Below are 19299 nucleotides of genomic sequence, written 5' to 3'. Positions count from 1 at the left end.
CACCAGGAGAAATGCGCTTTTTTCGTTTACTAGTTATTTCAAGGAAAAGGAGGTTGCTGATGAACAAACAGTCTGTTTCGCACATTTTGTCGTCCGTATTATTAGGCTCGGTTATATTTTCTGCATCTCCACCCGTTTTAGCAGCATCCTATAAACATTCATCTCCCACGATGGAGCAAACGGAAAAGAAAGTGTACAAAACAGCTCAATCAAAAATAAAAATACAAACACCTTTTTCCTGGGACCATCCCGGCCCGATTTCTGCGGTTATTCACCCAGGATCGCCTAAAGCAGCTGGGATGAGGAAAGAACCTTTGCGGGAAATCGATCAAGTAATAGAACAGGCGATGCGTGACCGTGTCATACCGGGAGCGGTTGTTTATGTCGTTCGGAGAGGAATCATTGTCAAACATGAGGCGTATGGATACGCGAAGCGATATGAGGACGATTCGTTTACCGAACCGGAACAGCCGATATCGATGAGGGAAGATACTATTTTCGATTTAGCTTCCATCAGTAAACTGTTTACGACTACCGCAGCGATGAAACTATATGAGCAAGGAAAGTTTTCTTTAGATGATCCTGTCGCTAAATACATCCCGGAATTTGCGCAAAATGGGAAAGAAAAAGTAACCATTCGTCAGTTAATGACCCATACCTCAGGTTTTGCTCCGTGGATTCCGTTGTATCAAATGGGAACCAATCGGAATGACCGCTTGCAAATCGTGTTTGCGCAGCCGCTTAAAAATCCGCCAGGCACCACGTATACATACAGCGATTTGAACATGATTACACTAGGTGCGCTGGTGGAGCGGCTGTCCGGTTTGCGCCTTGATCAGTTTGTGTACAAATACATTACGAAACCGCTCGGTATGAACGATACGATGTATAATCCTCCTCCACCATTAAAGACGCGAATTGCCGCTACGGAATATCAGCCATGGACTGGGCGAGGGCTTGTCTGGGGAGAAGTCCACGATGAAAACGCGTGGGCGTTGGATGGAGTGGCTGGCCATGCGGGAGTGTTTTCCACCGCTCATGATTTAGCAATTTTTGCTTCGATGTTTTTGCAAAACGGAACATACGGTGGAAAGCGAATCCTACAGCCAGAGACCGTCCGCTTATTAATGGAAAATCAAATTCCGCAATTTCCTGGCGATGACCATGGATTGGGATGGGAACTTGCCCAAGGATGGTACATGGATGCGCTTTCGGAAAGTACGACGCTAGGGCATACGGGATATACCGGCACATCGATGGTCGTAAGCCCGAATAACAACGTGATTGCTATTTTACTGACGAATCGCGTTCATCCTACGCGGAATACCGTGTCAACGAACCCGCTTCGCAGGAAAATCGCCCGTTTAACGGCCGATGCCATTCCGGTTGCAATACCGGGGAAAGAACGAGCCTGGTTCGCGGGGTACGGTGACGGCTTGAACGCAGCACTATCGACAAATGTAACATTAAACGAACAAGCAACATTAACGTTTGATACGTGGCATCGAATGGAACCGAACGTTGATTTCGGAGTGGTGGAAGTATCATCAGACGGCACTCACTGGACGCAAGTCGGAGAGTTGTTGACGGGTAGCAGCGGAGATTGGGTGACTAAAACTGTTACGATTCCGGCGCATACCACCTCCATTCGTTTTCGCTATCATACCGATGCTTCTGTCAACGGACGTGGTTGGTATGTATCGAATATTCGTCTTACCGATGACAGTGGCAAAAAAATACCGGTAGCATGGGAAAGCAGCGAATGGGAACAACGTTCTAACTAACTTAGGGGGAGGAGAAAAAATGTTGTCATTTTACAAAAAAATAACGGCAGCAGTGATAGCGGTGATGATGCTTTTTGTCCCGTGGGCTTCGCCATCAGCGAACGCGGAGGAAACAACGGCCGATTTAATCATTTACCAAAACATTCCTGAAGTAGACGTGAAGATAAACGGAAATCAGCTTTCATTGCGGGCCCTTCATGTTCATCAGGAAGGATATTTCACCGAAGCAACAGAAGGGATAAGATGGAAATCATCCAATAAAACGGTAGCTGCCGTTGATGATCATGGTGTTGTTACTTTCTTCGGAAAAAACGGAAGAACGTTTATTACGGTGACAGACGGAAAACGGAAAGACCGCATCGCTTTTAAGGTCAAAACCGCTCCTGCATCGCAAAAAAACAGCAAACAGAACATGAAAGTGACCGTTGTCAAAGAAAAGGGAAGCCGCTATAACATCATTCAAAAAGCGATAGATGGCTTAACGTTGGAAGAAAAAATCGGCCAAATGCTGATGCCGGATTTTCGCAATTTCAATGGGAAGCCTGTCACTGATATGCTTCCGGAAATTAAGGAACTCATACAGAAGTATCATCTTGGCGGCATCATTTTATTCCGTGAAAATGTGGTGACAACGGAGCAGACGGCAAAGCTCGTCGCGGACTATCAGCAGGCAGCTGAAAAGTTCGGTTTGCTTATATCGATAGACCAGGAAGGCGGCATTGTGACGCGGCTGCAGTCAGGGACAAATATGCCGGGAAATATGGCATTAGGGGCGACACGATCGAAAGAGCTTGCCTGGAAAGTAGGGCATGCGATTGGAGAAGAATTACATGCGCTGGGAATTAACATGAACTTGGCACCTGTATTGGACGTAAACAATAATCCGGATAATCCGGTGATCGGCGTTCGTTCGTTTGGAGAAAATCCAGAGCTTGTCGCGGAACTAGGGGTATCTTATATCAAAGGATTGCAAGACAGCGGAGTTGCCGCTACAGCCAAACATTTCCCAGGACATGGAGATACCGCTGTCGATTCCCATCTTGGGTTGCCGGAAGTATCGCACGATCGCGACCGGCTTCAAAAAGTCGAACTGTATCCGTTTCAAAAAGCAATGGAAGCGGGAATTGACGCGGTTATGACCGCTCATGTCACATTCCCGAAAGTCGATGATACAAAGGTGATTTCGCAAAAAGACGGCACGGCAATTTCGCTTCCTGCTACTTTGTCGTATAAAGTGCTAACCGAGTTAATGCGTGAAGAAATGGGCTTTGACGGTGTCATTATTACCGATGCGATGAATATGAAAGCGATTAGCGACCACTTTGGACCGGTGGATGCGGCGGTAAGAGCGGTTCAAGCTGGTGCTGATATTGTACTCATGCCGGTGGGGCTGGAAGAAGTGGCAAACGGATTAAAGAAAGCCGTGCAAAACGGTGGCATTTCGCAAGAACGCATCAACGCCTCTGTAAAGCGAATTTTAACGTTAAAAGTGAAACGCGGCATTTTTAAACAAGAAACACCGCCTGATATGCAGCAAATCATCGACCAAGCATTGCGTGTTGTCGGTTCGCAAGAGCATAAACAAGTGGAAGCCGAGGCAGCGGCTAAATCGATTACACTAGTGAAAAACGACCATGTATTGCCGCTTCAAACAAGCAAAGTGAACAATCTCGTCGTTGTAGGAAATACGATGATTGCATCATTAGAGAAAGCAGTGCGAACCTATGTTCCAAACGCGGCTGTGATCCAAGCGTCTGCTCCTTTAAATGAGGCGCAGCTGCAAAAAGTGAAAGAAGCAGATGCGGTCATTGTCGGCACGTATACATCGAACGTATCAGGAAGATTGCCTTCTAGCCCGCAAATGAAAATGGTGCAGCAAATTTTCGCAAATACGGATGCTCCTGTCATCGCAATCGGGATTCGCAATCCGTATGATGTGATGGCCTATCCGCATGTGGATGCCTATCTTGCGCAGTATGGTTTTCAGCAGGCAAGTTTCCAAGCGGCAGTGGATACGATTTTCGGAGTAAATACACCGACTGGCAAACTTCCAGTAACCATTCCGAGTTACGATGGCGGCGTGCTGTACGAATACGGCCATGGTCTCACTTACTAAAAAGGGGGGCGATTTTATGCGAAAGCGATGGTGGATGGTTGTTTCGGCAGTGATCTTGAGTTTGTCGCTGTTTAGCGGCGTATTGGCAAAAGGGCCATCAGAAGAGAAAAAGAACAAAAAATTAGAGCTTGGTGTGGAAGTGCTGCTAAAGGAGCAAAAGCATTTAATCAAAGGAAAACGGGTTGGGCTCATTACCAATCCAACTGGCGTCGACCAACGCCTAAACAGTGTGGTGGATCTCCTGTACAATGACCCTGACGTCGAGCTTGTCGCTTTATACGGTCCGGAACATGGCGTGCGCGGCAGCGCTCAAGCTGGGGAATATGTTCCGTTTTATATCGATGAAAAAACCGGTCTTCCTGTATACAGTTTATATGGACCGACGAAAAAACCGACGCCGGAGATGTTGAAAGGAGTCGATGTGCTTCTTTTTGATATTCAGGATGTCGGAACACGGTTCTATACGTACATTTATACGATGGCGTACGCGATGCAAGCGGCAAAAGAAAACAATATCCCATTTATCGTGTTAGATAGGCCAAATCCGTTAGGCGGCACGAAAGTAGAGGGGCCTGTACTCGATCCGAAGTATTCCTCTTTTGTCGGCATGTATCCGATTCCATTGCGCCATGGGATGACAGTTGGCGAATTAGCCTTATTATTTAACGAAGAGTTTGGCATCGGAGCCGATGTAACGGTCGTGAAAATGAAAGGCTGGAAGCGTTCCATGTATTACGACGATACACGGCTTCAATGGGTATTGCCGTCTCCAAATATGCCAACATTAGATACCGCGCTTGTGTACCCGGGAGCGGCTTTGATCGAAGGAACGAATGTATCGGAAGGCAGAGGAACGACAAAGCCGTTTGAACTTATTGGTGCTCCGTTTATCGACAGCATCGAATTAGCGGAGAAACTAAACGCTCTACATCTGCCAGGGGTTGTTTTCCGTCCAGCAAGTTTCACGCCGACCTTTTCGAAACATAGCGGAAAATTAACACACGGCATCCAAATTCATGTCACAAACCGTGATGCGTTTAAACCGGTAGAAACAGGTTTGTCGATTGTGAAAACCATCCATGATTTATATCCAGATCAATTTGCTTTCAGCAAAGAGAACAGCCAAGGCATTTCATTTTTCGATCAGCTCATTGGCAATGGGTGGGTGCGTCAGGCAATAGAAGACGGGATGTCAGTGGATGAAATGAAACAAAAATGGGAGAAAGATGTAGAAGCATTTATGAAGATCAGAAAGCAATACTTGCTTTACTAATGAGAGGGGGACCCTCTCTTTTTTTATGTGAGAAGACTTCAAAACCAGCGAATAAAATAATGTAACGAGGGCAAATCAACGGACTTGTTCTCGTCATGCATAAGTGTAGTCGAAAAATGGATCACAAGAAGTAGAATTTTCAAATTAGCTTATATAGTTTTAAGTGCAACACAATGTAAATTATGCTAACTAAAAAATAAATCTTATACATTTGTCGTTACTATCAAGATTTTTATTTTACATAAAAAGACGTAACAGTGATTAATGGACTAGATAGTACCAAAGCCTCTCTAAATCTTTGAGAATGCACAATCTCTCGTTCTCGTAAAAATTTTAGTGCATCCTGTGTTAAAATGTGCGTAAGTTAGAATATTGAAAAAACTTTATAGGTTCTTTATTTGTTTATTAACTTTTAGCAATTATGTTTATCATGTTGAATGTCTTGTTATTCTGAAAAATATTTTTCGTGGCAAAAAGAGGTTTTTTTATTTTGTGCGGTAATATATTTTTAGTACAAGGGAAAGGAGGAATTAGATGGAAACGGTCGTCCGCACGAAGGCGAAGCGGAAACGGTGGAAAACGGTATTATGGAGTGCGTTAGCCGCTATTTTCATGATTGCGGCAGGAGGCGTGATGTTTGCAAACGGTTACATCAATCACTCGCTTCCGCAAACAAAGGGAGAGCTTTCTGCACCGGGATTAATGGCAGAAGTGAAAATCGTTCGGGATGAAAACGGTGTTCCGCACATTTCCGCAAAAAATGAGCATGACTTATATTTTGCGCAAGGTTTTATTCAGGCGCAGGACCGTCTGTTTCAAATGGATTTAAGCAGACGGCAGGCCTCCGGTCAATTGAGCGAAGTCATTGGCGAGGCAACGGTCAAACGCGATAAATTTTTCCGTACGCTCGGGCTGCGCCGCGCCGCAGAAGCGTCTTATGCTGCGTATAGCGAAGAGATGAAAAGTGTGCTGCGAGCGTTTGCGGACGGAGTGAACGCGTATATAGCGTTTGCGAAAAAAGAAGGAAAGCTGCCGATTGAATTTCGGCTGCTCGGCTATGAACCGGAAAAATGGACTCCGATTGATTCACTAACGATTGGAAAGTATATGGCCTTTGACTTAGGCGGCCACTGGCAAGGGCAGGCGTTTCGCTATTGGGCGCTTGCAAACCTTCCGAAAGAAAAAGCGTATGACTTATTTCCTTCCTACCCGAAAGATGCCCCAATGATTTTGCAAGCATATAAAGATGTACAACTGTCCGTTGAAAAAGCGTTTGCATCCGCTGTCATCCCGCCGGCGTTTAACGGCAGCAACAACTGGGTAATCAGCGGCAAGAAAACAAAAAGCGGAAAACCTCTTTTGGCGGATGACCCGCACTTATCGCTAAGCACGCCATCGATCTGGTATCAAATGCACTTACAAGCCCCGACGGTTAACGTTAGCGGCGTTATTTTCGCAGGAATTCCCGGCATCATTTTAGGACATAACGAACACGTAGCATGGGGAGTGACGAATACAGGGCCGGATGTGCAAGATTTGTATATCGAAAAAAGAAATCCAAACAACAAACATCAGTTTTTGTATAACGGAAAGTGGGAAGACGCGACGGTTGTCAAAGAACCGATTAAAGTAAAGGGTGGCAAAACGATTCCATATGAAGTGACGATCACTCGCCACGGTCCAGTTATTTCTGATTTTGCATATGAATCAAAAGAAAACACCGTTTTCTCCCTCCGTTGGACCACGTTAGACCCATCAACCGAACTTCAAGCAATTTTAGAAATAAACAAAGCAACAAATTGGAACGAGTTTGAAGAAGCGCTCGAACATTTCCACGCCCCGACGCAAAACTTTGTGTTTGCCGCGAAAGACGGAACGATCGCCTATAAAGCGAATGGGAAAATACCGATTCGCAAAAAAGGAGACGGCCTTCTTCCAGTTCCAGGCTGGACGGATGAATATGAATGGGAAGGGTTTATTCCTTTTGACGAGCTGCCACGCGCTGTGAATCCAGAGAAAGGGTTTATCGCCACGGCAAATAATAAAGTGATTGGTGACGACTATCCGCACCATATCAGCCATCATTGGGCGCAGCCGTACCGTTACATGCGAATCGCACAAGTGCTGGAAAGCAAAAATGATCTCACGATCGAAGATATGAAAGCGCTGCAAATGGATCAAAAAAATTTATGGGCGGAAGAGTTTGTGCCGGTTTTCTTGCAGGCATTAGCCAATGAATCATTAAAAGGAATCGATAAAAAGGCGATTGAACAGCTGCGGCAATGGGATTATGTCGACCGTAAAGACGATGCCGCGCCGCTTATTTTCCATCTTTGGATGAAAGAAATTCCTAATGTGTTATTCAAGAAAGATATTCCTTCCGAAATCGAGAAGTTGTTTGAAGGAAAACAGGCGGTTGTCGATGAATTAATTCGCAAGGCGGCAAACGGAGACGACTCACCGTGGTTTACGGAAAACGGCGGGTTTGCCCGTGTATTATCGACCTCATTGCATCATGTCACCGAACGGCTGCAGAAGCAATACGGCGACGATCCATCTAAGTGGAAATGGGGGGATTATCACCAACTCTACTTTGCGCATCCAATGTCCAATTCATCCCCGCTATTGAAATTTTTCTTGAATCGGGAAAAGCCGATTCCTGTCGACGGAAGCCAAGTAACGGTGCAAGCGGCATCCTTTACGAATGATGGCATTGTCAACCATGGCGCTTCATGGCGGTTTGTCATCGACATCAGTGATATCGAACATGGTTATCATATTGTCGGTCCTGGCCAGGCTGGCCATTTTCGCAGCCGCTGGTACCACGACCAAATCGATGATTGGGTGAATGGAACCTATCATGTGACAACGTTAGGGAAAGTGGAAAGCAGGGATACGCTGCTTTTAAAACCGAAAAAATAAGGTCCAGTTAAAAGGAAGTGGTTCAATGAGATTCATCCACTATTTCATCATCGCAGCCATCCTTTTTTCTTTATCCGCATGCAGCAAAGAAGAAAACGAACAGATACAAGGATATGAATCTAAAAAAGAGGAAGAAAAAGGGATAAGCAGGTGGAAAGAAGCCCCAGTGAAAGTAAAGGAAACGATCATAAACAATATTGATTGGAAAGTAAGCCCTGTTTTTCGATCAGGGGGCTATCGAATGAGGGGAGTGCCTAATAAAGTCGGCTTTATCGATGCGCCGTTTATCGCCAATAAAATCGATAAATACATGTGGCATTTCTGGGGAGAATCCATTCCAAAAGGAGAGTTGACAATAGTTGCCGTAAAAGAAGGAAGTAAAGACATCGCTCCTGCGTTAATGCAAGATGGGATCAGCGTTTGGACAACGAACGTTCCGGGAGGTCCAAATAACGGAGCGGACGCCCATTTGCCATCCAATATGAGGCTGAGCGAACCAGGCAAGTGGGCATTGCTTGTCTATCTGGGAGATGCGTTTTTGGATTATGTGGTTATCGAAGTGAAATGATCTATTTCGTATTTACATCCTTTCCCAATTGAACAGGGAAAGGATGTTTGTGTTTACCAGAAAGAGCAGCTAGTTGTCGCCAACATACCGCCGCAAAACGCGGTCGACCGCACTCCCGTATGTTTCCCTGAATAAGTTCAAATGCACAAGCAAATAGAAAAGCTGATATAATTGTTTTCGTTCGTGATAATCGGAAGAAAGCGGCATGAGTTCGTTATATGCCTCATAAAAGCGGCTAGGGAATCCGCCGAATAGTTCGGTAAAGGCGATTTCAAATTCATAGTGTCCGTAAAATACAGCGGGATCAATCAAATACGGAACGCCGTTTGCGCCAACGATCCAGTTTCCGCCCCAAAGATCGCCGTGCAGTAAAGATGGGGAGCACGTTTCAGGAAGCCATCGTTCAAGAGAAGCAAGGAGCTTCTCCAGCTTGTTTCTTCTGCGCGCTGGCATTCGCCCCTTTTGTTCGGCAAGTTCGATTTGCGGAAGCAGGCGGCATTCCCGGTAATAGTCGACCCAGTTTTCATACCATCCGTTTTTTTGGGGCAATAGTCCAATATAGTTGTCTTCCACAAACCCAAACGAAGGACCGTAACATTGATGAAGACGTGCGATGGCATAGCCGAGTTGTTCCGCGGTCTTGCTTGTTTCTTCTCCTTCAACCCATTCAAGAATAAGAAAGCCATAGTCATTTGTTTCTTTGACTCCATAAACAGAAGGAACGTTGATGGCATTCGCCTTGCGAAGCGTCTCAAGCCCCGTCGCTTCGCATTGGAAAAAGCGAGGCGGAAGGGAATGGCGGATTTTCACAAAGTACGGCTGCCGCTCGCTTTGGACGAAAAACGCCTCGTTAATATCTCCGCCGTATACCCGTTTGTATTGCAAGATGGCCGATGAATCGCCGATGTGTTGAAGCGCTTCTGCGATGATCGTTTCCGTTTTCATGAATCATTCCCCACTTTCCACTCACGCTCAATGTCGCGAAGGACGTCGCCGATTTTCCGCTCATGAATGACGATATCCGCAATATCATCGAATTCCGTCGGCTCCCAGTTTACAATAACGACTTTCGCACCGTTTCGTTTGGCAACAAGCGGTAGCTGATTAGCGGGCGATACTTGAAGTGAAGAACCGAGGACGATCAATAAATCGGCTTTTTGCGCTGCCTGCCATGCTTGTTCAATGGCGTCTTCTGGAAGCATTTCTCCAAATAGGACAACAGAAGGACGCAAAAAACCGCCGCAGTCGCACTCGAATTGGTTATGCAAATATACTTCGCTGTCTAATGTGTTTCCACATCGCTGACAGTGGACCGTCCGAAGCGAGCCGTGCAGTTCAATGACGCGCTGGCTTCCTGCTTGCTGGTGAAAGCCATCTACATTTTGCGTAATGATTTGTTTAATCAGCCCACTCCGTTCCCAGTCGGCTAAAATGGCGTGCCCTTCGTGCGGTTTACACGATCGGAGGGTGCGGATGCGGTATTGATAAAATTCGATAAATGCTTCGCGATGATGTTCAAGAGCGTAGGTGCTTGCTAATTGTTGCGGATTAAAGCGATTCCATAAACCCGTCTTAGCCGAACGGAAGTCAGGGAGTCCGCTTTCCGTAGACATGCCCGCTCCTGTCAAGACTACGGCGTAACGGGATGACGATAACCATGAAGCAATCATGTTATTCCTCTCCTTTACAGAAAACTCGTTATTTCTATTTTACATGATGAGGCCGATTTTCCCTATTATCCTAATTTGACAAGCATTTTTCTTTTAATTTTTTCCATCTTTCGGTATGATAAAAGTGTAAGTAAAAATAGATAAGGAGGCATGATCATGAGCAAAAAAGTATTGATTGTAACGGGAGATGCGGTAGAAGCGCTAGAAGTATATTACCCATATTATCGTTTACTAGAAGAAGGATATGATGTAACGATTGCCGCGCCGAAGAAAAAGAAATTACAGACGGTTGTGCATGACTTTACTGGCTGGGATACATATGAAGAAAAACAAGCATACCTGATTGAGGCGCACGCGGCATTTGCCGATATCGACCCAACGCAATATGACGGAATCGTTATTCCAGGTGGACGCGCACCAGAATACATTCGTCTTGACGCCGATCTTCAACGCATTGTTAGACATTTCTTTGAAGCGAATAAACCGATCGCTGCGATTTGCCATGCGTCCCTCATTTTCGAAACGATGCCAGATTTGTTGAAAGGCCGCAGCTTGACTGCTTACATCGCTTGCAAGCCAGGCGTGGAAGCACTAGGGGCAACGTATGTGTCTGACAGCACAGTACATGTCGACCAAAACCTCGTTTCTGCACATGCTTGGCCGGACTTGCCTGGTTTCATGCGCGAATTCATTCGCTTGCTTCAAAAATAATGATCAAATCCCCTCAAGGCAACTTGAGGGGATTTTTATTTACATGCTCGCATCTTTTGCCGGCGATGCTTCCGTTTTTCGAACATTGGTTGCCAAATAAACCCCAATCAACACGAATGCACCGCCAATCAGTTGTGGCGCGGAAATTTTTCCTCCTAACAAAAACGTGATTATCGCGGTAAATACAGCGATTAAGTTTAAATAAATGCCTGCGTAGCTCGGTCCAACCTTTTTTACAGACAGATTCCAAAACAAAAACGAAAAAACGGACGGAAACAGACAAATGTAGCTGATGCCAATCCACTCTTTTCCGCTTAACCCGGCGAGCGGAAACGGCTGCAATAAAAGAAACGGAAGCAGCAAAATAATGCTGAAAAACACGGAACAAGTAGTCGCAGTAATCGGAGGAACGGCTAATTTTTTCCCGATAATCGAATAAAGCGCCCACACTACACCGGCGATTAACATCATCAAATCGCCGCGGTTATAGCTCGTTTGGAAAATCCACTGCAGATGTCCGTTGGTTAAAATAAACAATACGCCGACGAGCGAAAGGATAAAACCGATCACATTGACAAACGTCATGCGTTCTTTTAACAGAAAATACGACAAGATCACGATAACGGCCGGGTTCAACGCGTTCACAATCGCCGCGTTCATCGGTGATGTATATTCCAATGCTCCGTAAAGAAGCAGGTTATAGCCAATAATGCCAAGAATACCGGTAATGCTTAATGGCAGCCAAAATTGCTTCATGATTTCTCCGTAGCGCGGCCGTTCCAAAAAATAGGAGATGGGAAGAAGAAATAAAAACGCAACGCTCCAGCGGATGAATGTAAGCCATAGAGGGCTAATTTCTGCGATGACATATTTTCCAAATAGATAATTACCTGCCCAAAATAAGTTGGCTAACACTAAAAAGATTTTCTCTCTCATTCATTTCTCTCCTGTCTCGTCTTTTGATATTCCTTATTTTACTACATTTACTTCATGACGTGTTTGATATCCTGCATGTTGCTTCTTTTTTGAATGTTGTTTTATCTTTTCTGCATTTAGTGAATGGGAGTTTTCTCGGTATGATGTGTGTAATATGAGATTTTTTATGAATTGTGATAATATGATAAATACCATTAGCACCTTAGTATTAGTAAAGGAAGTGATAACGGTGACATTAACGATAAAAGTATATTCAGATTATGTATGTCCATTCTGTTTTTTAGCGGAAAAACCGCTACAAGAAGCAGCTGCGGGAAAAGACGTGCAAATTGAGTGGATGCCGTTCGAATTGCGTCCATACCCAAATGAAACGCTTCGTCCGGAAGGAGACTATCTACAAAAAACATGGGAACAGTATGTATATCCTATGGCGAAACAGATGGGAATTCCGATCGTACTGCCGAGAGTTTCTCCGCAGCCGTACACTCACCTTGCTTTTGAAGGATATCAGTATGCAAAAGAAAAAGAAAAAGGAAAAGGAAATGAATACAATCACCGTATGTTTACTGCCTTTTTCCAAGAAGAGCAGGACATTGGCGATATCGATGTGTTAACAAAGCTGGCAGGGGAAGTAGGACTCGACGAGAAAGAGTTTCGCGAGGCGCTTGTGACCCGCAAATATAAAGAAGCGCACCAGCGCGCTCTCAAGCATGCGTATGAAGAAGCGAACATCACCGCTGTTCCGACATTTGTGATTGGAGATACAGTTCTTACCGGTGTCCGTTCGAAAGAAACGTTAGAAAAGATTATTGAAGAAGAAATGAAAAAACAATCATTTCGTGATTTTGGGGAAGGAATGGCTTGTGGAATAGACGGATGTTAATGTCAATGATGGATGTGTATCGTTTTTTTTCGATAAGATAAGGGTTGTCTTTTTCCCTATATTGATATAACATGTGAACCGTGGGAGTTTTTTATATGGATAAAAATGTAAAAGAAAGGTAGAGTGTAATGGCATTACCAAGTGGCGCAACGATGAACATTACGATTCGTCTTCAATTTGAAAAAGATCGTGTCTCATTCAGCGATATCGCCGCTGCGATTGGCAAAGCAGGGGGAGATATCGTCGGGATTGACGTGATTTCGTCGAGCAAAGTACATACTGTGCGTGATATCACTGTCAGTGCGTTAGATACAAAACAATGCGATTTAATTATTGGAGCACTGAAAAAAATTCAGGGTGTTAAAATTATTAACGTATCAGACCGTACGTTTTTAATGCATATCGGTGGAAAAATTGAAACGAAATCAAAAATCCCGGTAAAAACGCGCGATGACTTATCGCGGGTTTATACGCCAGGGGTAGCGCGTGTATGCACGGCCATTGCGGAAGATCCGAGAAAAGCGTATTCCTTAACGATTAAACGCAATACGGTGGCGGTTGTTTCCGATGGCACGGCGGTGCTTGGGCTTGGCGATATCGGACCGTACGCCGCGATGCCGGTGATGGAAGGGAAAGCGATGTTGTTCAAGCAGTTCGCTGGCGTCGACGCCTTCCCAATTTGCTTGGATACAAAAGATACAGAAGAAATTATTCAAATTGTGAAAGCGATTGCGCCGGCGTTTGGCGGCATTAACTTGGAAGATATTTCGGCGCCGCGTTGCTTTGAAATTGAAAAACGGCTCAAAGAAGAATTAGACATCCCTGTATTTCACGATGACCAGCACGGAACGGCGGTAGTATTGCTTGCAGGTCTATTAAACGCGTTAAAAATTGTCGACAAAAAACTCGAGGACATTAAAGTCGTGTTAACGGGAATCGGCGCCGCTGGAATTGCCTGCACGAAAATTTTGCTGGCGGCCGGTGTGCGCAATATTATCGGTGTCGACCGCCAGGGCGCGATTCATCGCGATGAGAAGTACGATAATCCTTATTGGCAAGAATATGCGCAAATCACCAATCCAGATAACGAAAAAGGAAGCCTATCCGACGTTATCGCGGGCGCAGACGTATTTATCGGCGTTTCCGCTCCAGGCATTTTAAAAGTCGATGGTGTGAAAAAAATGGCGCGCGATCCAATCGTCTTTGCGATGGCCAACCCAGTGCCGGAAATCGATCCGGAAATCGCGGAGCCGTACGTCCGCGTGATGGCGACAGGACGTTCCGATTATCCGAACCAAATTAACAACGTTCTTTGCTTCCCTGGCATTTTCCGCGGCGCGCTCGATTGCCGTGCAAAAGAAATTAACGAAGAAATGAAACTCGCCGCAGCGAAAGCGATCGCTTCCGTCGTAACCGACGACGAGTTAAACGAAACGTATATCATTCCGAGCGTGTTTAATAACAAAGTGGTGGAACGAGTAAGACAAGCCGTTATTGAAGCGGCATATCGCACCGGCGTGGCGCGGAAAGACAACATTCCTTTAGGGGGATATTCCGGAGAACAAAGATGAGGCTGTCGCTTAGACAAGACTGTTTGTTAAAGATGATGATGCCCTTCTCCTTATTTTTTACTTGATCCCTTCGAAAGGAAGTTGGAACATGGGGATTCGTTATGAAGTGATTTCCGAAGACGAGATTATTTGTATTAAAGATTTATGCAATGAATTAATGGCCTATCAAAAATCTAAAGCAACGATCCATCCCGAGTGGTTTGACGGGATGTGTTTTGAAACGAGAATGATTCCATCGATCGAAAAGGCGAAAGTGAACTACATCATCGTAGCGAAAGATGACGATGAAATTGTTGGGTATGCATATAGCAATATTTCTCCAAAAACAATCTATTCCAATAATTTCGCGACTTTGCCGTGTGACGCATTTTTTGATTTTGATTCTGTTCCAACCGATGATGTTGGCTGCCTTTCGCAGTTTTATATAAAAGAAAAATATCGCAACCGTGGAATTGGCAGCGTTTTATTCGAAAAATCGATGGAATGGTTAAGTTCATTTCAATCAAGGACATATTTATTTTTGTATCAAACGGAAATGATGATGCGTTAAAATTTTATCTCCGAAAAGGGTTTAAAATCAGTCATCAAATACTGGATGGGTTTATTACGGTATTAAGGAATACGCACTAAACATGCTTTCTTTTTCAAGATGTTCGTAGAGAGGGGGAATTTTCCCTCTCTACTATAACAGACATTCGTCTGAAACCCATTTTTTTCTATCAATCCAGTGTATTTTGAAATTTGAAATAAGACAAACGTACGCTCCCTTTCATCATTTATTGATCGAACATGGAGCTAGGATTGAAGGTGAGGAAACCGCATTATCTCTTGCAATCAAGCGTGGCAACAATAAGGCTTCGGAATTTCTTCGTCTTCAAAATGGAGCGCTTTTGCAAGAAAAGAACACTAAAAGCACACTATAAGTACGCCTAGTTCTTGAATTTGATATTATCCCCCTTGCAGTAGACAGTACTGTCTACTGCAAGGGGGTTTTTATAGATTGTTGCTTTCTTGACTACATTAATAGTTGATATATGCGTTTTAGGAGGCGTTCAAGTATGTAGAAAGATGTGTATAAAGAAAAGTCATCTTTATTTTTCCTACTTTTTTTGCCTAATAGGCCGTTGCGATTGCACTAAAGAAGCCACCCAAAGCTTCTATCATTTTAACAAACACCTCTTATCTTCTTGTAAGATATAAAACATCTATTATAAAAAATTATCATAAGTCAAATTATTAAAAAAGAGCCTATGGAAAAAAGAGCTTTTACAAAAACATATCGTTACAGGTAAAGTCCCGTTGTGTAAACGGCTGTAATGGTTTGGGCAATGTCTTCTACGGATGCCTTATGTTCATTGCGGACAATTTCCCAAAGATACATTTCGTTGGTGAAAAACCAGCCGCGGGCAACAAGTTCGGGATTTAACTGCGTTTTGGCTAGTCCTTTTTTTTGTGAATAGGCGATATCTTGTGAAATTCGCTGGATGAATTTTTCCCTGATTTCTTTCCATTTAGCGGACACAACCGGTGAAACTCCGATAGCCTGTTCAAACACTTGCATCATGCTTCGCTCTGCTTCTGCCATCTTTAAAAATGAATATGCCTGTTTTTTGATGATTTGTTGGGCTTCTTCTTTTGACGTTGGAAAGAAGGGCATTTCTGCAATTTGATAAAATTGTTCCATCACATCTTCCATTAGCACAATCAAAATTTCGTCTTTTCCTCCAAAATGTACGTAGGCTGTACCGTATCCCACATTTGCCTTTTTGATAATTTGAGTAATCGTTGCTTTTTGAAACCCTTCCTCAATGAATACTTCTTTTGCCGCTTGCAATAGTTTTTGGCGTGTCATGATGGAACGCATATGACGTTTATCGGCCACTTTGCTACTATCCACGACATTCCCTCCATTCGTTTCCTTTTTAATAGCATAAATGGAATCTGATGAAAACAAAAGGATGATTTATGATAATTTTAATACTTAACTCAAAGTTTAGAAAATTTTTTATTTTTAATTGACATCATGTCAACTTCATTGATACAATTTTCCCAAAAAACAATGTGAAGGAGGAATAGGATAGGATGCTTTCTTATTCTTTTGAACCCACACTAGAATTTGCCAGGAAGCTCGATCGGGAAGATAAACTATGGCATTTCCGCCATGAGTTTTACTTAAAGCCTGGCTCTATTTATATGGACGGTAACTCATTAGGGCTTCTTTCTAAGAGAGCTGAAAAAACGCTATTAGAATCTTTGGATGATTGGAAAGAATTAGGGATTGACGGGTGGACGCAAGGGAGACATCCGTGGTTTTACATGTCGGAGAGGCTTGGGGAAATGATGGCTCCATTAGTGGGAGCTTCGCCTGAAGAAGTCATTGTAACTGGTTCCACGACAGTGAACTTGCATCAACTTGTTGCGACCTTTTACAAACCTGAGGGAACACGTACAAAAATCTTGGCTGATGAGTTGACATTCCCTTCTGATATTTACGCACTGCAAAGCCAGCTCCGTATCCGCGGCTATGATCCAGATACGCATCTTATCTGTGTAAAAAGCCGCGATGGCCGCTTTTTAGAAGAGGATGACATTATCGCTGCCATGACTGACGATATTGCGTTAATTATTTTACCAACAGTTCTTTATCGAAGCGGTCAAATATTGGATATGAAGCGTTTAACAGAGGAAGCGCACGCTCGTGGCATTTTCATTGGATTTGATGCATGTCATTCTATCGGTGCCATCCCTCATTCATTCAGTGAGTGGGAGGTTGATTTTGCGTTTTGGTGCAACTACAAGTATTTAAATGGGGGGCCTGGATGTGTCGCGGGGCTATATGTGAATCGCAAACATTTCGGGAAGCTTCCTGGACTGGCCGGATGGTTCGGTTCCAAAAAAGATAAACAGTTTGACATGGAGCATACATTTACACCGGCTGAAACGGCAGGGGCTTATCAAATCGGAACGCCTCATGTGCTAAGCCTTGCGCCTTTAATCGGATCCTTAGAAATTTTTGTCGAAGCCGGCATTGAAAATATTCGCCAAAAGTCGCTGCAAATCACTCGATATTTAATGTACTTAATTGAACATGAGCTGAAAGATTTTGGTTTTGCCATTGGCAATCCTAGAGACGATGCACGCCGAGGGGGGCATGTAAGCCTCGAACATGATGAAGCTGCTCGGATTTGTAAATCATTGAAAGAAAACGGAGTGATTCCGGATTTTCGTGCACCTAACATCATTCGTTTGGCACCGATCGCATTATACACTTCTTATGAAGAAGTGTGGAAAGTCGTCCAAATCCTTAAAAAAATTATGAAGGAAAAACAATATGAAAAGTTTACAAATGAACGCGAAGTAGTGGCATAAAGATGTCGTGTTTTACGAGAAGAAAGGGGGAGGAAACCGTGAAAAACCAAAATAATCATTTCCATGATCTTCATGAGCGGGAGAGAGGATTAAATCGCGATTTAAAATCCAGTCAGCTTACCATGATTGCGATGGGGTGTGCAATCGGCACCGGATTGTTCCTTGGAAGCGGGCTTGCTGTTGGAACTGCCGGGCCAAGCGTGTTGATTAGTTATATGATAGGCGCGTTGATCGTATTGCTTCTAATGGGATGTTTAGCGGAAATGACGGTTGCCCATCCTACTTCAGGATCTTTTGGGACGATTGCTGAAAAATATATCCATCCTTATGCAGGTTTTATTGTTCGCTATTCGTACTGGATAGCGAATGTACTTGCTGTTGGAGTAGAAGTAAGTGCAATTGCCGTCTATATGAAATACTGGTTTCCAAACGTTCCGGGAATCGTATGGATCCTGTTGTTTGGCGGTGTGCTGATATATGTCAACGCTACGAGTGTCAATACGTTTGCTACTTTTGAGTATTGGTTCTCCATGATAAAGGTTAGTGCGATTGTGCTTTTCATTCTCCTTGGTGCATATGTTCTATTTGGAGCATCTGATCAGCCGGGAATAGGAAGCGAAAATCTTGTAAACGATGGCGGTTTTCTGCCGTTTGGCTGGTGGGGAATGTGGGTAGCCATCTTTATCTCTCTATTCAGCTTTTTAGGGACAGAATTGATAGCGGTTACAGCAGGTGAAGCGAAAGATCCGGATGTAGCGGTACCGAAAGCATTAAAAGCAACCGTATTCCGTTTGTCGACTTTCTATGTTTTGACAATGGCCATCATGTTAATGATCGTTCCTTGGAAATCGGCTGGAGTCGATAAAAGTCCATTTGTCAAAGTAATGGAAATCTTGAATATCCCTGGTGCTTCGGGAATTGTAAACTTTATTGTCTTAACGGCTGCATTATCAGCTATGAATAGCCAGTTATATGCATCAACGCGGATGATATATTCATTATCACGAGGAAAATATGCGCCTGCTTTCTTTGGAAAGGTAAGTAAAAAAGGGGTTCCGACAAACGCTCTTACGGTTTCTACACTTGGGATTGTCGTCGCTGCCGTCGTTTCGGCGCTGGTTCCTGGGACATCTTATGCGGTCATGATGGGGATTTCCATGTTCGGTGCCATTTTCACATGGCTGATGGTTTTCGTTTCTCATTTATTTTTCCGCCGCAAGTGGAAGCAAATGGGGGGACGCAAATTACCAGTAAGAATGATCTGTTTTCCTTATTTGACGATTTTAGGGGGCGTTCTATTGCTCAGCTTGATGATTACGACATGGTTTACGCAATTTAAAATCATGCTTCAATTTGGAATTCCGTGGCTAATCTTTCTTTCGGTTGCTTATTTTATTTGGAAAAAAACAAATGCAATGCATCATACAACAAACGACGCCCTCCAACTTTCTGGAAGTGACGTTAACATAGATAAATAGCGTCATAGCAAATTTAAT

15 protein-coding genes are annotated in these 19299 nt (G+C 44.0%); 11 read left to right on the top strand and 4 right to left on the bottom strand.

Features of this window, described 5'->3' with window-relative positions; all coding sequences use genetic code 11:
* Positions 1 to 59: 59 nt before the first annotated feature.
* The 5 genes from FNL97_RS10515 (at position 60) to FNL97_RS10495 (ending at position 8663) form a co-directional block, all read left to right on the top strand.
* On the top strand, positions 60 to 1784 hold the full coding sequence (locus FNL97_RS10515) for a serine hydrolase domain-containing protein (protein WP_143415748.1): 1725 nt from the start codon (positions 60 to 62) through the stop codon (positions 1782 to 1784).
* A gap of 19 nt (positions 1785 to 1803) precedes the next feature.
* Complete coding sequence (gene nagZ / locus FNL97_RS10510) at positions 1804 to 3900, top strand: beta-N-acetylhexosaminidase (protein WP_143415747.1); 2097 nt, start codon at positions 1804 to 1806, stop codon at positions 3898 to 3900.
* A gap of 16 nt (positions 3901 to 3916) precedes the next feature.
* Complete coding sequence (locus tag FNL97_RS10505) at positions 3917 to 5173, top strand: exo-beta-N-acetylmuramidase NamZ family protein (protein WP_143415746.1); 1257 nt, start codon at positions 3917 to 3919, stop codon at positions 5171 to 5173.
* Positions 5174 to 5707: 534 nt separating this feature from the next.
* Positions 5708 to 8095, top strand: a complete 2388-nt coding sequence (locus FNL97_RS10500) for a penicillin acylase family protein (protein ID WP_143415745.1) — start codon at positions 5708 to 5710, stop codon at positions 8093 to 8095.
* Between the two features lie 25 nt (positions 8096 to 8120).
* The gene (locus FNL97_RS10495; RefSeq protein WP_097354423.1) at positions 8121 to 8663 is read left to right on the top strand and encodes a DUF4871 domain-containing protein; all 543 of its coding nucleotides are present in this window, start codon (positions 8121 to 8123) and stop codon (positions 8661 to 8663) included.
* A 69-nt stretch (positions 8664 to 8732) separates the two neighbouring features.
* Here FNL97_RS10495 and FNL97_RS10490 read toward each other — a convergent pair whose 3' ends face one another.
* Both FNL97_RS10490 and FNL97_RS10485 read right to left on the bottom strand, forming a co-directional pair.
* Entirely contained in the window at positions 8733 to 9608 is an 876-nt protein-coding gene (locus FNL97_RS10490; RefSeq protein WP_143415744.1) for a fructosamine kinase family protein, read from the bottom strand.
* Positions 9605 to 10333 carry an NAD-dependent deacylase gene (locus FNL97_RS10485; protein WP_062677288.1) on the bottom strand — a complete coding sequence of 243 codons (729 nt, stop codon included), beginning with the start codon at positions 10331 to 10333 and terminating at the stop codon, positions 9605 to 9607. Before FNL97_RS10485 ends, FNL97_RS10490 begins: the two co-directional genes overlap by 4 nt.
* A 156-nt stretch (positions 10334 to 10489) precedes the next feature.
* On the opposite strand from FNL97_RS10485, the gene FNL97_RS10480 reads away from it, so the two are divergent.
* The gene (locus FNL97_RS10480) at positions 10490 to 11044 is read left to right on the top strand and encodes a DJ-1/PfpI family protein (RefSeq protein WP_143415743.1); all 555 of its coding nucleotides are present in this window, start codon (positions 10490 to 10492) and stop codon (positions 11042 to 11044) included.
* 39 nt (positions 11045 to 11083) lie between these two features.
* Here FNL97_RS10480 and FNL97_RS10475 read toward each other — a convergent pair whose 3' ends face one another.
* Complete coding sequence (locus FNL97_RS10475) at positions 11084 to 11980, bottom strand: DMT family transporter (protein ID WP_143415742.1); 897 nt, start codon at positions 11978 to 11980, stop codon at positions 11084 to 11086.
* Positions 11981 to 12209: 229 nt separating this feature from the next.
* On the opposite strand from FNL97_RS10475, the gene FNL97_RS10470 reads away from it, so the two are divergent.
* From FNL97_RS10470 to FNL97_RS10460, 3 genes are all read left to right on the top strand, one after another.
* Positions 12210 to 12863, top strand: a complete 654-nt coding sequence (locus FNL97_RS10470) for a DsbA family oxidoreductase (protein WP_143416317.1) — start codon at positions 12210 to 12212, stop codon at positions 12861 to 12863.
* 128 nt (positions 12864 to 12991) lie between these two features.
* Positions 12992 to 14434 carry an NAD-dependent malic enzyme gene (locus tag FNL97_RS10465; protein WP_143415741.1) on the top strand — a complete coding sequence of 481 codons (1443 nt, stop codon included), beginning with the start codon at positions 12992 to 12994 and terminating at the stop codon, positions 14432 to 14434.
* Between the two features lie 88 nt (positions 14435 to 14522).
* Positions 14523 to 14984 (top strand): GNAT family N-acetyltransferase, encoded by a 462-nt coding sequence (locus FNL97_RS10460; RefSeq protein ID WP_286173353.1) that lies wholly within the window; start codon positions 14523 to 14525, stop codon positions 14982 to 14984.
* A 732-nt stretch (positions 14985 to 15716) separates the two neighbouring features.
* On the opposite strand, the gene FNL97_RS10450 is transcribed toward FNL97_RS10460, so the two are convergent.
* Positions 15717 to 16331, bottom strand: a complete 615-nt coding sequence (locus FNL97_RS10450; RefSeq protein ID WP_089097405.1) for a TetR/AcrR family transcriptional regulator — start codon at positions 16329 to 16331, stop codon at positions 15717 to 15719.
* Positions 16332 to 16516: 185 nt separating this feature from the next.
* On the opposite strand from FNL97_RS10450, the gene kynU reads away from it, so the two are divergent.
* Both kynU and FNL97_RS10440 read left to right on the top strand, forming a co-directional pair.
* Positions 16517 to 17803, top strand: a complete 1287-nt coding sequence (kynU, locus tag FNL97_RS10445) for a kynureninase (RefSeq protein WP_143415739.1) — start codon at positions 16517 to 16519, stop codon at positions 17801 to 17803.
* A gap of 122 nt (positions 17804 to 17925) precedes the next feature.
* On the top strand, positions 17926 to 19281 hold the full coding sequence (locus tag FNL97_RS10440; RefSeq protein WP_286173563.1) for an amino acid permease: 1356 nt from the start codon (positions 17926 to 17928) through the stop codon (positions 19279 to 19281).
* The last annotated feature ends 18 nt before the right edge of the window (positions 19282 to 19299 follow it).

The sequence above is a fragment of the Geobacillus sp. E263 genome, assembly GCF_007197795.1.
Classification (GTDB): domain Bacteria; phylum Bacillota; class Bacilli; order Bacillales; family Anoxybacillaceae; genus Parageobacillus_B; species Parageobacillus_B toebii.
The sequence above is the reverse complement of the archived record's forward strand: the minus strand, read 5'-3'. Positions and strand labels throughout refer to the sequence as shown.

Bases quoted from the DNA above. Each gene is read 5' to 3' on its own strand.
- FNL97_RS10515 (WP_143415748.1), top strand. From the start codon at position 60: ATGAACAAACAGTCTGTTTCGCACATTTTGTCGTCCGTATTATTAGGC.
- nagZ (WP_143415747.1), top strand. From the start codon at position 1,804: ATGTTGTCATTTTACAAAAAAATAACGGCAGCAGTGATAGCGGTGATG.
- FNL97_RS10505 (WP_143415746.1), top strand. From the start codon at position 3,917: ATGCGAAAGCGATGGTGGATGGTTGTTTCGGCAGTGATCTTGAGTTTG.
- FNL97_RS10500 (WP_143415745.1), top strand. From the start codon at position 5,708: ATGGAAACGGTCGTCCGCACGAAGGCGAAGCGGAAACGGTGGAAAACG.
- FNL97_RS10495 (WP_097354423.1), top strand. From the start codon at position 8,121: ATGAGATTCATCCACTATTTCATCATCGCAGCCATCCTTTTTTCTTTA.
- FNL97_RS10490 (WP_143415744.1), bottom strand. From the start codon at position 9,608: ATGAAAACGGAAACGATCATCGCAGAAGCGCTTCAACACATCGGCGAT.
- FNL97_RS10485 (WP_062677288.1), bottom strand. From the start codon at position 10,333: ATGATTGCTTCATGGTTATCGTCATCCCGTTACGCCGTAGTCTTGACA.
- FNL97_RS10480 (WP_143415743.1), top strand. From the start codon at position 10,490: ATGAGCAAAAAAGTATTGATTGTAACGGGAGATGCGGTAGAAGCGCTA.
- FNL97_RS10475 (WP_143415742.1), bottom strand. From the start codon at position 11,980: ATGAGAGAGAAAATCTTTTTAGTGTTAGCCAACTTATTTTGGGCAGGT.
- FNL97_RS10465 (WP_143415741.1), top strand. From the start codon at position 12,992: ATGGCATTACCAAGTGGCGCAACGATGAACATTACGATTCGTCTTCAA.
- FNL97_RS10460 (WP_286173353.1), top strand. From the start codon at position 14,523: ATGGGGATTCGTTATGAAGTGATTTCCGAAGACGAGATTATTTGTATT.
- kynU (WP_143415739.1), top strand. From the start codon at position 16,517: ATGCTTTCTTATTCTTTTGAACCCACACTAGAATTTGCCAGGAAGCTC.
- FNL97_RS10440 (WP_286173563.1), top strand. From the start codon at position 17,926: ATGATTGCGATGGGGTGTGCAATCGGCACCGGATTGTTCCTTGGAAGC.